General features: G+C 51.9%; 11 protein-coding genes and 1 pseudogene. 7 read left to right on the forward strand and 5 right to left on the reverse strand.

Going from position 1 to position 12,894, the window contains the following annotated elements; translation table 11 throughout:
- Positions 1-173 precede the first annotated feature (173 nt).
- A complete protein-coding gene (locus U5R06_01705) occupies positions 174-1,226 on the forward strand; it encodes a hypothetical protein (GenBank protein ID MDZ7721555.1) in 1,053 nt (350 codons plus the stop codon).
- Positions 1,156-1,683: an OmpA family protein gene (locus U5R06_01710; protein ID MDZ7721556.1), complete on the forward strand. Its 528-nt coding sequence runs from the start codon at positions 1,156-1,158 to the stop codon at positions 1,681-1,683. The genes U5R06_01705 and U5R06_01710 overlap by 71 nt, the downstream gene beginning before the upstream one ends.
- 625 nt (positions 1,684-2,308) lie before the next feature.
- Here U5R06_01710 and hypE read toward each other — a convergent pair.
- A pseudogene (hypE, locus tag U5R06_01715) lies at positions 2,309-3,361 on the reverse strand (hydrogenase expression/formation protein HypE).
- A gap of 370 nt (positions 3,362-3,731) precedes the next feature.
- On the opposite strand from hypE, the gene U5R06_01720 reads away from it, so the two are divergent.
- The gene (locus U5R06_01720) at positions 3,732-5,774 is read left to right on the forward strand and encodes an acyl-CoA dehydrogenase family protein (GenBank protein MDZ7721557.1); all 2,043 of its coding nucleotides are present in this window, start codon (positions 3,732-3,734) and stop codon (positions 5,772-5,774) included.
- Positions 5,775-5,957: 183 nt separating this feature from the next.
- Here U5R06_01720 and U5R06_01725 read toward each other — a convergent pair whose 3' ends face one another.
- A complete protein-coding gene (locus tag U5R06_01725) occupies positions 5,958-6,128 on the reverse strand; it encodes a hypothetical protein (protein ID MDZ7721558.1) in 171 nt (56 codons plus the stop codon).
- A gap of 684 nt (positions 6,129-6,812) precedes the next feature.
- On the opposite strand from U5R06_01725, the gene U5R06_01730 reads away from it, so the two are divergent.
- The 4 genes from U5R06_01730 (at position 6,813) to U5R06_01745 (ending at position 11,300) form a co-directional block, all read left to right on the forward strand.
- Complete coding sequence (locus U5R06_01730) at positions 6,813-7,349, forward strand: HAD family hydrolase (protein MDZ7721559.1); 537 nt, start codon at positions 6,813-6,815, stop codon at positions 7,347-7,349.
- Between the two features lie 268 nt (positions 7,350-7,617).
- Positions 7,618-9,465: a 4Fe-4S ferredoxin gene (locus U5R06_01735; protein MDZ7721560.1), complete on the forward strand. Its 1,848-nt coding sequence runs from the start codon at positions 7,618-7,620 to the stop codon at positions 9,463-9,465.
- 15 nt (positions 9,466-9,480) lie between these two features.
- On the forward strand, positions 9,481-10,287 hold the full coding sequence (locus U5R06_01740; protein ID MDZ7721561.1) for an electron transfer flavoprotein subunit beta: 807 nt from the start codon (positions 9,481-9,483) through the stop codon (positions 10,285-10,287).
- 11 nt (positions 10,288-10,298) lie between these two features.
- Positions 10,299-11,300, forward strand: coding sequence for an electron transfer flavoprotein subunit alpha (locus U5R06_01745; protein MDZ7721562.1), 1,002 nt, complete (start codon positions 10,299-10,301; stop codon positions 11,298-11,300).
- Positions 11,301-11,380: 80 nt separating this feature from the next.
- Here U5R06_01745 and U5R06_01750 read toward each other — a convergent pair whose 3' ends face one another.
- From U5R06_01750 to U5R06_01760, 3 genes are all read right to left on the reverse strand, one after another.
- Entirely contained in the window at positions 11,381-11,746 is a 366-nt protein-coding gene (locus U5R06_01750) for a FlgD immunoglobulin-like domain containing protein (protein ID MDZ7721563.1), read from the reverse strand.
- Positions 11,747-11,878: 132 nt separating this feature from the next.
- Complete coding sequence (locus U5R06_01755; GenBank protein ID MDZ7721564.1) at positions 11,879-12,295, reverse strand: hypothetical protein; 417 nt, start codon at positions 12,293-12,295, stop codon at positions 11,879-11,881.
- Positions 12,296-12,686: 391 nt separating this feature from the next.
- Positions 12,687-12,884, reverse strand: coding sequence for a T9SS type A sorting domain-containing protein (locus tag U5R06_01760; protein MDZ7721565.1), 198 nt, complete (start codon positions 12,882-12,884; stop codon positions 12,687-12,689).
- Between the last annotated feature and the right edge of the window lie 10 nt (positions 12,885-12,894).

Genomic DNA, 12,894 nt, shown 5'->3' on the forward strand with positions numbered 1-12,894 from the left:
CAGCTTTGTTTTAATTGCTCTATGAATAGGTAATCATTTTACAGTAAGGAGGTAAGACCGAAAAAAGATCGTGACCCGGACCGCCAAACCGTCTTGAGCACGAATAAACTCTAAATGCGGAAATGGCGGCGGTGAAAATTTTCATACACTTGAAAAATCCAAAGGAGAAAATCATGTTTCAGAAACAAAAATTATTAAAGTTAGCCAGTGCAGCCATAATAGGCTGCCTTGCCGTTTTATTGATGGCAACTGCGGGCGCCCTGGCAGCGCAAGAAGTAAAAATCATCCTTTTTAAGGATGCTCATGCGGCGATGCAGGCAGCGAAAGAAGCCCAGGCGGACGTTCTGGCGCCCGATAACTTTGGCGAAGCGATGCAACGCTATCAAAAGGCTGAAGCGGATCTTGAGCAGGAAAAAAACCTGGATGACATTCGCAAAAATCTTCGCGAATCAACCGCCTATTTCCAAAAAGCAATAAACGCCACGAAGCTTGCCGAGGTAACTTTCCCAAATTCGATAAAAGCACGCAAGGATGCAAACTATACCGAAGCGGCTAAATTTTCATCTAAACGCTGGATTGAAGCCGAAAAAAAATTCAAAGAAGCCGCTGTTAAACTCGAGGATGGAGACCTGAATAAGGCAAAAAAGAAAGCCGGTGAAGCCGAAACACTGTATCGTCAGGCCGAGCTTGAAGCCATTAAAACCAACTATCTGCAAAAAACCCGGGAATTGTTGAAACAGGCAGATCAGCTTGACGTCGAAGACCAAGCCCCCAAAACCTTGCGACTTGCCCGGCAGCTTTTGAATCAGGCTGAAAAAGAACTGAATGAGAATCGTTACGATACCGATGTGGCGCGCGGTTTGGCGCGGCGAGCCAACTATGAGGCAAAACACGCTATCTATCTGGCAAAAGTCATTGAGCAGATGAAAGATAATGATCAAAGCTGGGAAGACCTGATGTTGGCTTCGGAAAAACCTTTGAAGCTGATTGCCGAAAAATCAAACCTGAGCGCTTCGTTCGACGCTGGTTTCGGAAAAACCACTGGAGAAATCATCGCTTCCGTCATTGCTACTCAGGATAAAGTCGAAAAATTAAGCCAGCATTTAGACTGGTACCAACGGCAAAACGCTCTGAAGCGAAGCCCGGATTGTCGAAATGGAGCAACAGTTGGGCAGCGAGGCAGAAAAAAAATCTGCGTTGGCGCAGCAAATCGCCAGTCAAGCTAAAACACGCGAGCTGTTTTCCGGCGTGGAGGAATCATTCAGTCGCGAAGAAGCACAGATGCTGCGCGAGGGCAACGATATCATTATCCGCCTGGTTGGGCTAAATTTCCCCACCGCCAAGGCAACCATCGAGCAACAATCCTTTGGGTTGCTGACCAAAGTGCGCGATGCTATCAACTCTTTCCCGGAATGTACCGTTTCCGTACTGGGCAATACAGATTCGTACGGCGGCGATGAACAGAATTTGCAACTATCCAGGGAGCGCGCCGCAGCGGTAAAACAATATCTTTTGGCAAACTCTAATCTGAATGCTTCCCGTGTTGAAGCAATCGGGTATGGCGAAAGCAAGCCGATTGCCAGCAACGAGACCGAAGCAGGCCGCGCCGCCAACCGTCGCGTTGATGTCGTCATTCATCCCTGGATGGCGAGAGGAACCTTTTCAGACAACTTTATAAAATAGCAAGGCTCGGCCATACATAATAGCGCCGTATCCTCCCGACGTAGAAGGGCTCCGGATCGAATCTGAAAAAAGATTGAAACGGAGCCCTTTGATTCAGTTTGTTTGTAAGACTCTGAATGAAAAAATTGCTAATTATTCCGGGACCAGGTGTTGTTCACCTTTAATGGTGATTTTGATTTGGAGACGCTGGATATTTCTCCTCAAGACATGACGTTTCGCTATGAACCGCGCAAATGACCGCTATGTTATACACGGCGATGTTGCCGCCACCCTTGAGGGTGATTCGTTTGACGCCCTTTTCCAGTTACAGGAATTTACCATTTCGTACAGAGAGTGAAGGAGAGAATGCACCGCTGTCTATCGGTCAATACCAGGTTAGTTTTTCGTATCAGGGCCAATCAAGTTTCGATTCGCTTACCCTTGTTGCGGACCAGTTGTACCCACTGATTTGCATGCAGTGGAAGAACTGCTTTTCTATATGATTGAGGGTGCAGCATCCACGATGCCGCCGTGCAGAGGCGTGGCAGAGTATTTGTCTTACAACGCCCCTGCTGTGCGACAAATGGGAGGGTCGGCAACCTGGTTAAAGACCGCTGTTGTCCCGGATCGTGTCGGGGGTTCACATTTAACAAATCCGCGGCAACTGTTCGCCGCTGAACATGTCCAGAATGCGGCTGCCGCCGTATCCGGTTTTCGTGATGACACGCGCCGGTTCCGGGCCGGTTACACTTCCGATCAGCGCCGCTTCACGTCCCAGCGGGTGTTGATGCAGGATGTCCAGAGTTCGGCTGGATTGATCCGGCGGCATAAACATGACGCAGCGGCCTTCGTTGGCGACGAACAGTGGATCAAACCCCAGCAGCTCGCAGGCCGCCTGCACCTCCGCGTGCACCGGAATCCCGGTCTGCTCAGTGTAAAGCTGTGATTCAGAGTCTGTGATAATTCCACCAGGGCGCTTGCCAGTCCGCCGCGCGTCAGATCGCGCAGACAATGCAGGGAAATCCCCGCATTGATTAATTGCTGCACCAACTCATGCAGCGGCGCGCCGTCACTGGTGATGCTGCTTTCGAACTCGAGACCTTCCCGCTGCGCCAAAACAGCGATACCGTGGCGCCCCAGATCGCCATTGACCAGAATATGATCACCCGGCTGAATGGAAGCGGGCCGGATATCCAGATCATGGGTAATTTCACCGATCCCCGTGGTGTTGATATAGAGCTCCGGTTGTTCACGGCCGGATCGGTTCACCACTTTGGTGTCGCCGGTGATAATGTGCACCCCGGTGTTCTCACAAGCGTCGCGAATGCTGTTGGCCACCCGCCACAGGGTTTTCATGTCCAGACCTTCTTCAATAATGAATGCCAGACTCAGATACCGGGGCACGGCGCCACTCATGGCCAGATCATTGACCGTGCCGTAAACCGCCAGAGACCCGATATCCCCGCCGGGATAAAACAGGGGATGAACCACATGTGAATCGGTGGTAAAAGCAATCCGACCGCTTGCGTTCAGCACAGCGCTGTCGTGTTCGGTGTTCAGGCTCGGGATTGGAAAACAGAGGCCGGAACATGCGGCTGATCAGTTGATGCGTGAGTTTGCCGCCGCCGCCGTGCGCCAGGACCACGCGCGGATAATCGTCAAGCGGGACAGGGCAGGAAAATGACTCGATGTTTTTCATGACACAGACCACATTGTTGGGTTCACTGTCATTCTTGAAATTAGTATACAAAATATAGCGCGATCAAACAACACCTATTTTTAACAATTATTCAAACCATCCTCGCAGGGCTTGAAAAATGATCAGTATGATTCTATATGATCGAGGATATAATCATATCGACTGATAAATACAATATTGAAACTTTTTACTTACAAATATCTATCCCACAGACGCAAGCCGCAGAATAACCACGACCCCGCCCACTCTCTCATCCCTATTCCCAATCCACATTTCTCCTTGTTTCTTGTTCTGAAAACCCGTAGATTTGAGGCCTGTTCATTTTGTAAACCTGAAACTTGAATTTTGAAAACGATATACGAGGAACAATATGGAAACCTTGCGAACGCTTCCGGGGGATGATCTACGTGCGATGATGTGGCATTACGCGGACCGTTTTGATCTGCAGATGCTCGTCCAATCCGTGCGCTCTGTGGCGCGCGGCGCTGTGGCCACAGCGGTGGCCAACGGCGCGCGCAACACGCACGAGTGGACTGCTGATAAAGAAAATCTGCTCAACGCCTTTGACGATTCCGGTGTCACCGCCTTGTTCATGGAGCCCGAACACGGCGGTTATATTGCCGGTCCCAAGAATCTGGCATTGGCCATTGCCGCATTCGAGCTGTCCTGGGTGGACGGCGGCGCGGCCACCGGCAGTCTGGCCGGCAACCTGGCGCTGGAACCCATTCACGAACGCGGCACTGAAGAACAAAAAGCCGAATATATGGGCTGCGCCGTTCCGCCGCAGCCGGGCGAGGAGCGGAAAATCAAGCGCGGCGCGTTCGGTCTGACCGAGCCGCTGCCGTATGTGGGCGTGGAAACCGGTATGCTCAGCGGCAAGCTGCGCGTGGACGACTGGAAAGACGGCGAAGAACCGATGCTGCACGTGGAAAAACGCGGCCGCTTTATCACCAATATGGATTTTGCCAACTTTGTCTGTGCGGCTGTAGAAAGCGACGACGAGCGCATCAAGGGCAGCTGTATGATCATCGTGGAAGAAACCGATCCCGGCACCTATGACCGCGGCGCGCCCACGTTGAAACTGGTGCACCAGCTGTCCTCCACCCGCGATCCCATTATCAGCGCCAAAGTTCCGGCGAACCGCATTATCGGCGGATATCATATTGTCGACGGCGTGATCGTGCCCAAATTCAATCACTCGCAGGTGATCGATGCGGTGTTCAAACGCACGCGCGTCACCGTCGGTTTGATGACCTCGGCCAAACTGCTGTCCGCAATCGAACCGATTATCCGTTACCAGCGCACGCGCTTCCGCGGCGGCGAACTGGAACCCGGTTCTCCCCGTTACGAATACGGCATTCAGCAAAAAGACGATGCTGTGCAGCGCACTGCCGCCATCTGGGCCGCCGGCGAAGCCGCCTCCTCCATGGGATTCGAAGGCGCCAGGGTGTTTGATGATCTGGATCCCCTGGAAAAAGAAAAAATGCGCCGGTTTGACGAACAGGGCATCTCCGGACGCGCCGAGCTGCGTGAACTGCGCAATCATGAAAAAGACGCCATTGAATTTATTGAACGGGACAGCAAAGGTGAGTGCAACGACCGCTATCAGGAGCTGTCGCAGGACAGTCTGGTGCAGTATATTGTCACGGATTCGTTGGCCAACGTCTTGTGTCCCGCGGTCAAGCTCTGGAACACCGGTGTCGGCGCCACCATGATGCGCGAAGCGGTGTCGCTGATGGGCGGCTATGGCATTACCGAAGATTGTCCCGGATTCCTCGGCCAGAAATGGATGGACGCGCAGCTGGAGGCCACTTATGAAGGTCCGGAAGCCGTACAGCGGCGGCAATTGACCTTTACCATGGCCACCCCCGTGTTCCAGGCGCATGTGGATGCCTGGGTGCGAAAGCTCGAAGCGGTGGGCGAAACACGTCCGGAAACCGGCGCTCTGGCGGTCGCCAAAGGTCTGCAAATGTGGCAGTCGGTACTGAACACGCTCAAAAGCAGCAAGGATGAAAACGGGCAAAAGCTTTACAGCAGCAACCGTCACGGCGTCACCTTTCCGCTCACGGACGCGTTCTGCTGGCTGGCTGCGGCTTATTACCAGATCCGCGACGTCATGACGCTGGCGGAAGAAGGGGCAAACCATCCGTCCGTGGCCGAAGGTCTGGAAGGCAATGTGAACTTTTTCAGCGACCTGTGTATGATTCAGGCATCGCGCAGTGTCGGCGAAGCCGCGCGATTCTGCAACGAGGTGTTTTACGGCTATCCGGTCGCGGACCGCGATGACGCTGAATTCCTGCAGCTCAAGAGCGAAGCGGAAAAAGCAGTCGCCGGAGTCGGCCCGGCCAAAGAACGCGCCGGCAAAGCGCTGATGACCGTGATGATTCCGGAAGCCCTGGATTATCCGATGTGATGCAATGTAATAAAATCTGAGATATCCATATTTATTTTGCCCGGTTCAATGATCAATGGTTGTGCCGGGCATTTTCTTGGAGAATAGTGGTTGGGGAATCGGGAACAGGAGAAATTCCTGCTGTTTTGCAAAGGGTCGAGGCAAAAAAACGGCGGATTCTTTCGAGAATCCGCCGTTTTACATCTATAAACCCTTGAGGACAGTGCCGAGAAACAGCAGGACATATCCGACAAGCACAAACCAGAAAGCGTTGACGCTGACAAACGGAATGGCGATAAAGGTAGATAGCAAACCGAGTGCCGCTAAGATCAGGGAAATCAACCAAACCATCTTGGTCGGGGCTGAAACTTTCATGATACCTCCACTGTTTTATTAAAGGGTGTCTATACGATTAATGCAGCTTTTAATATCACAAAATAAACATATTCAATCAAATAGTACTGAATTAAAGTGTGAATGTCAAGATAAAATATGGTTTGGATCAACATTTTAGGCTGGCGATGATACACTATGACCGGGTTTTCGTTTTGTTGCAGAACTGATTTTGTAACGCAGAGGTCACCGCGGCTGCAGAGAAAGAGATAACATTTCAACGCCGAGTTCGCATAGCAAGCAGAGGAAAGCATTATTTTAATTATGCGTTTTTTTTAGACCTGTGAATGAACCACGAACCTGAGGATTCCAGAGAGAGTGGCTTTTTGGCGTTTATCCGCGGTCTACCTTATTTTTGTCTTTTTCTCTGCGTTGGGGGTGTAAGAAACACGACCGCACCATAAAACCGGTAACCGCTCAACAATCTGCAAGGTTTGTCTGTAAAAATTAGTCTTAAATTAAAATAATTCAATTATATAAAGTCTTGTAAAACAGAACGTACTGCAGTACGTTTTGTTGTTGATCCCCTCTGTAATCCCGATTTGTGGTACGATATTCATTAATCGTGAGATGAAATATATCCTCAATTTCAGCATTTCGCCGATCAGGTTGCAGTTTACCCATAGAGTTTGTACATTCCAATTATCATACACCTGAAAGGTAATCTTGAAACTCCTCGTCCTCGACATTGATGAAACCCTGGTGCATGCCCGGGAAATCCCGCTGGATCGCGAAGCGGATTTCAAAACGAGTTTGTATCACGTGTACAAGCGCCCGTACGTGGATGAATTTCTGCAATACTGCAGAGAACACTTTAAAGTGTCTATATGGACCACGGGCGGATCGGACTATGCCAGGCAGGTGGTTGAAGCATTGTTCGGCGGGGATTACCCCCTGGAATTTCTGTGGGCCTCGGAACGCTGTACGCGCAAATACGATGCGGAGCGGCAGCAGCCCTATGTGATCAAAAACCTGCACAAACTCAGGAAAAAGGGGTATCGTCTGGAACAGGTCATCATGGTTGACGACACGCCGGGTAAACTGGAGAAAAATTACGGCAACCTGGTGGCGGTGACGGAATGGACCGGCGATCCCGGGGACCGGGAACTGCTGCATTTGATTCAGTATCTGAGGGTCTTGAAAGACGTTGAGAATATCAGAACCGTTGAAAAACGCAATTGGCAGGCGGAATATAATATATGACAGGCTGTTTAAGACAATTGTAAAACGGAATCGAGCTTCCTTCGAGTAGGTAGTATAAAGTAAATAGTAAAAAGAAAGCTACCTACTTTTTACTATTTACTCCCTACTCTAACATTTCTCCTTGAATTTATACGCAAAAACCCCTATATTTGAAGTCGATTCATTTTTTAACAGGCGGAGGCTCCGCTGTATTCCTTTAACTGAATATTAAGCAAATTCCGCCCGGTACAGACTCCGGGCTGTATCATTAACCTGAAGAGCAGTAATTATGGACGAGCAACGACAAGCTATAGATGTGGATATCGCCTGTGTGGGATTCGGACCGGCAACCGCCGGATTTCTCAGCACTCTGACCCCGCATCTGATGAATAAAGACGGCACCCCGAATCTGGAAAGCGCAAAGATGCCGGGTATGCCCCTGCAAATCATGTGCTACGAACGCGCCGACGATATCGGATTCGGTGTCTCCGGCGTGGTGTCCAAAGCCGACTCTATCCGCAGAACCTTTCCCGAGCTCAAGCCCGAAGATATTCCGATGACCTCGGATATTCACAAAGAAAAACTGGTGTATCTCAAAGATACGCACGGCGCCAGTCGGCGCAGCGGCGCGCACAAGGTTCTGGACGGGTTTTTGAATCTGTTCAACTGGCTGCCGTTTTTCAAAAACAATGCGGTGGAATTTCCCTATATCCCCGGCCCCATGAAAAAAGACGGCGGTTTGATTTTCTCCATGGGACAGTTTACCCAGTGGGCCGGACAGCAGATCATGGGCACCGGTATGGTGCAGATCTGGCCGGGAACGCCGGTGAGTGAGGCCCTGTTTGAGGGTGACGCGGTCAGGGGCATCCGGCTCATGGACCAGGGCACGGACAAGAACGGCGCTCCGGATGCCGGATACATGCCGGGTATGAATGTGAACGCGGATCTGACCGTGATCGGTGACGGTCCGGTGGGAGCTGTGGGAACAGCACTGAATGAAAAACTGGGCATGCCTGACGGTCACGAGATCAAGGACTGGGCTGTGGGTATGAAAATGGTGGTGGAACTGCCGATATATTCCAAACTCGAGGCCGGTACCGTGATTCACACCATTGGTTATCCCGAGCCCGAGATTTTCGGATTTTTATATGTGCATCCGGACCATACCGCGTCCATGGGCATTTTCGTGCCGTCGTGGTTCAACAGTCCGGTGCGTTCCAGTTACCGCTATCTGCAGCACTGGATGATGCACCCGTATCTGTGGCCGGACCTCAAGGGCGGCAAGCTGAAATCCTGGGGCGCCAAATCCATCCAGGAATCCGGCAAGCACGGCGAGCCGTTTTGGGTCGGCGACGGGTTTGCGCGCATCGGCGAGGGCTCCGGCAGCACCAATATCTTTTTAAACTCCGGCGTGGACGAAGCCTGGGGCACGGGCGCGATGCTGGCCGAGGCGGTGATCGATCTGGCCAAAAACAAAAAATCCTTAACAAAAGACAATCTCGAGGCCGCGTATGTGCAAAAACGCAGGCAGAGCAAAATGGACAAACAGGCCCAAACCGCCACGGGTTCGCGCGATGGATTCCAAAAGGGCTTTTTCCGCGGTATGCTGGGGATGGGCCTGACCCTGATCAGCGGCGGACGACTGCGCTATCCGGCAACGGCGCGCGCTTCGCATGAACGCGAGGACGACATGTCGGCGTTTTACAAAGGCCGCATCTCTCGGGATGAATTGATCACCCTGCGCGACGGTGCGTACCGCAAAGGTCAGTCTGCTGCTGATGCGGTGCTGACCCGTGCCGGATGGCCCGAGATCCCCTATGACGGCGAGCTGTTGATGACGCATCAGGATGCTCTGTTTGCCGGCGGCAAGGTTCAGGCTCCGGCGGGATTCAAGGATCATGTGACCTTTATTTATCCGGATATATGCAAAACATGTGAACATAAACTGTGTATTGAAAATTGTTCCGGTCAGGCCATCACGCCCGGCGAAAACGGCGTGCCGGTGTTTGACCGGGAAAAATGCGTGCACTGCGGCGCCTGTTACTGGAATTGTGTGAAAACCGTTCCCGAGGATACAGAAACCACCAATGTGTCGTTTCAGGCCGGCGCCGGTGGTCTGCACTCGGTTGAAAATTAGAATGGAGATATAGATATGTCAGGATATCAAATCATTGTCTGCGGCAGTGTGGTGCCGGACCCGTTGCAGTCACTGGTTCCCCAGGACACCCCGAACGGACCGGGACTCAAGAACGAGATGATGCTGCCGCACGTACTCGATCCCTGGGCGGGACACGCCCTGTACGAAGCGGCGAATCTGGCCAAGACCGTCGCCGACAGCAAGGTCTGGCTGGTGAGTCTGGGACCCAAAGCCAAACTGCAGCAGGTCATGATGACCATTGCACAAAAAGTGCCGTTCGATCTGGTGGCCGTGGATGCGCCGGCCGGCGGATTTACCGATTCGGTGCAGACAGCGAAACATCTCAGTCAGGCGATCAAAGCCATACCGGACCTGGATTTGTCCCGGGTGCTGCTGTTCGGCGGCTGGGAATCGGCGTCGCGCGCCGGCGGTACGACTTTGCAGATACTCGGCGAGCAGCTGGGCATCACGGATCAATTTCAGGGGGTGGACGAACTCGCGATTCAGGATGACGGATCGCTGCGAATTCTGGAGCGCATTCAGGGAGGACAGCACCAGATTTCCGTATGCGCGGGCGCGCCCGCGGTACTCGGCTGGGCCACCGGCAATCTTCCGGAACCGCCCAACAATCCCCAGGTGGGCATGGTCAATATGCGCACGGTGATGCCGGCGGTGCAGAAAGCACAGACCGCGGACATGAGCAATGATTCGCTGTCGTTCGAAAACGTCGAGCAACCGGTTCAGAAACGCGATACGCAGATCGTCAAAAACAAACCGGAAAAAGACATCGCTGAAGAACTGGCCAAATGGATCAAAGAATAAAAGGATTTACTATGAAAATACTGGTTTTATCCCATACAGAAGAGAATAAACTGCCGGACGCGGCGCGGGAAGCGCTGACCGCCGCAAAACAGCTCGGACCGGTGAGCTTTGGACTCTGGGGTGCGAACACGCAGGATGCGGCCAATGCTCTGGCTGACGCCGACGCTGAAAAGGTGTATGTTGTAACCGGAGAGGAATTTGATGCGCCGCGTTATTCAACGGATATCGCCGCGGCAGAAGCGCTGGTCAAGGCCTCGGGAGCCGATGTGATCGTCGCCGGACACACCCCGCGTACAGCGCGGATTCAGGGCGGACTGGCCGCACGCCTGGACGGCGTGGTGGACACGCACGTATCAGGTCTGAACGCAGACGCTGACGCCATCAGCGCCACGCGCTGGTTCTACCGTCAGCGTATTAAAGCCGATGTCAAGCGCGCCAATCGTCCCTGGATCATCGGCGTGGATGCCGGCGTGTTTGAGCCGTTCAGCGGTTCTGACGGCCAGGTCGAGGTGCAGCAGGTCAGTGTGGAGGTGACCGACCAAATGACCCGCACAAAAGTCAAGGGTATTGCCAAACCCGAATCCGATGAACAGACCATCCAACCGGACGCGGAACTGCTGCTGGTGGCAGGCGCCGGCTGGACCAAACAGCAGGCCGAAGGCGGTATCAAAGTGGATCAGGCCGCGGATTTGATTCTGGATGTACTCAGGAAAAGCGGCGCGTCACTGGGCGGCACCAAATCCATGGTGGATATGGAGAGTGAAGGTCAGAAAACTTTGCACTTTATGACACACATGAACCAGATCGGTCAGACCGGATCGACACCGCGTCATAAAAAAGGTCTGGCAACCTGCTGTCACGGTGAAGAACCACACGTGGTCGGATGGCGGTTTATCAATGAACGCCGCGCCATCAATCTGGACGCCAACTGCGGCTGGGCGCACGGCAAAGCTGATGTGCTGTATATCGCGGATGCGTTCAAGGTCATGGACGAGCTGCGCAAGCTGTTATAAACATCAAGCCCCTTGTTCATCGAACAAGGGGCTTTTCCTCTATCCTGTCCCAATTTTATCTTTCGAATTTGGCCCTGCTGCTATTTCACCAACACAACCTTTTGCATTTGATTCCACTCTTTCGTCTGTATTCGGATAAAATAAATCCCTGAGCTTGCTTTTCTGCCGGAACGGTCTGTACCGTCCCAGACGATGTGGTGATGCCCCGCAGGTTGGTATCCTTGTAAAAGAGTTTTCACCCTGCGGCCGGTGATATCATGGACTGTGATCCTGATCTGCATACGGTCTGGCAAAACAAACGGCAATGTGGTCTCCGGATTGAACGGATTCGGATAATTGGGAAAAAGTTTGAATGCTCCGGGGTGTGCGGCTGTACGCTGATTCACATGCAGGGTCTGGTCAAAATCGACAATGAACAAACCGGTTGACAAATCGGGAATGAACATCCGATACTCGTGTGCCGCTAGATCTGAACTTTGGAAGGCGTTGAAAATGATCCAACACGTTTTATGTCAAATGGATCAGATATGTCATATACCTGCCCACCCTGTTCGTGTATTGATGCGTATAGAAAATGATCATAGGCAGCCAATCCTGAAAATCTTTTCAATTTCATATAGACCGATTTCCTGCGGATGAAGCGGATCCGAGATGTCCAGCACCAACAGACCGTTTGAATAACAGGCCACAAACGCGAGATCATTATGCTGAATGATTCTGTATGTGCGATTAAAGCCGGGATTGTAGGAAGCGGCTTTGGCCGGCAATGATGGATCCGAGATGTCGATGATCTGAACCGCCGAATCATAGGTTGCTGTATAGACATAATTGCCGCGTACAGCAACATCCTTTACTTTGCCGACGGGACATTGGCCTATTTCAGCCGGATTCTCAGGATCTGAAATACTAATAATACGCAATCCGCCGGTATGATCAGCGTGAAAAACCAGCGTGTCTCGTGCAACGGTACTCCATGATCTGCAGGCTATTATCATGGGTGACAAGTGCATGCTCCCCTGAAGTGATTATGTCATTTACCCGTCCCGGTGTGACAATCTCTGACAAAAGTTTGGGAGATGCGGGGTTCGTGAAATCCATGATAACCACAGTTGCGCCTTTGTTAAAAAACGCGATATGGTCCACGGCTGCTACTGCGCGGCAGCTTCCTATGGATAAATGACCGACCAGTTCACAATTTTCGTTTGCAAATAAGCTTGTTGATAAAAATGCACTCAAAAGCAAAACTAGAAACAGATGTTTCACGATTCGGAATCCACTCATATTGACCTCCTTTTTTTAGAAATAGCGTGTTAATGCTTTGCAGGTTCAGTTTAATGAAGGCGCCGGTCATCTGATTATCATTGCCAACGTGTTGATTCGCTTATATTATTTCATCAAAACAACCTTTCGCACCTGCTCGAATTCATCGGACCGCATGCGGATGAAATACACACCGGAGCCCACAAGCTCACCGGCTGCATCCGTGCCGTTCCAGTTCGTCACATGATGCCCCGCGTCAACAGACTCGTTCAACAGGATCTGGACCCGGCGGCCGTTCATATCGAAAACTGAAATATGCAGCAAATTCCGGCTT

The sequence above is a fragment of the candidate division KSB1 bacterium genome (assembly GCA_034521575.1).
Taxonomy (GTDB): domain Bacteria; phylum Zhuqueibacterota; class Zhuqueibacteria; order Residuimicrobiales; family Krinioviventaceae; genus JAXHMJ01.

Excerpts from the sequence above, each read along its gene's own strand:
- U5R06_01725 (MDZ7721558.1), bottom strand. The coding sequence starts at position 6,128 with ATGAAAGTTTCAGCCCCGACCAAGATGGTTTGGTTGATTTCCCTGATC.
- U5R06_01755 (MDZ7721564.1), bottom strand. The coding sequence starts at position 12,295 with ATGATAATAGCCTGCAGATCATGGAGTACCGTTGCACGAGACACGCTG.
- U5R06_01705 (MDZ7721555.1), top strand. The coding sequence starts at position 174 with ATGTTTCAGAAACAAAAATTATTAAAGTTAGCCAGTGCAGCCATAATA.
- U5R06_01740 (MDZ7721561.1), top strand. The coding sequence starts at position 9,481 with ATGTCAGGATATCAAATCATTGTCTGCGGCAGTGTGGTGCCGGACCCG.
- U5R06_01735 (MDZ7721560.1), top strand. The coding sequence starts at position 7,618 with ATGGACGAGCAACGACAAGCTATAGATGTGGATATCGCCTGTGTGGGA.
- U5R06_01720 (MDZ7721557.1), top strand. The coding sequence starts at position 3,732 with ATGGAAACCTTGCGAACGCTTCCGGGGGATGATCTACGTGCGATGATG.
- U5R06_01750 (MDZ7721563.1), bottom strand. The coding sequence starts at position 11,746 with ATGTTCATTCCCGATTTGTCAACCGGTTTGTTCATTGTCGATTTTGAC.
- U5R06_01745 (MDZ7721562.1), top strand. The coding sequence starts at position 10,299 with ATGAAAATACTGGTTTTATCCCATACAGAAGAGAATAAACTGCCGGAC.
- U5R06_01710 (MDZ7721556.1), top strand. The coding sequence starts at position 1,156 with ATGGAGCAACAGTTGGGCAGCGAGGCAGAAAAAAAATCTGCGTTGGCG.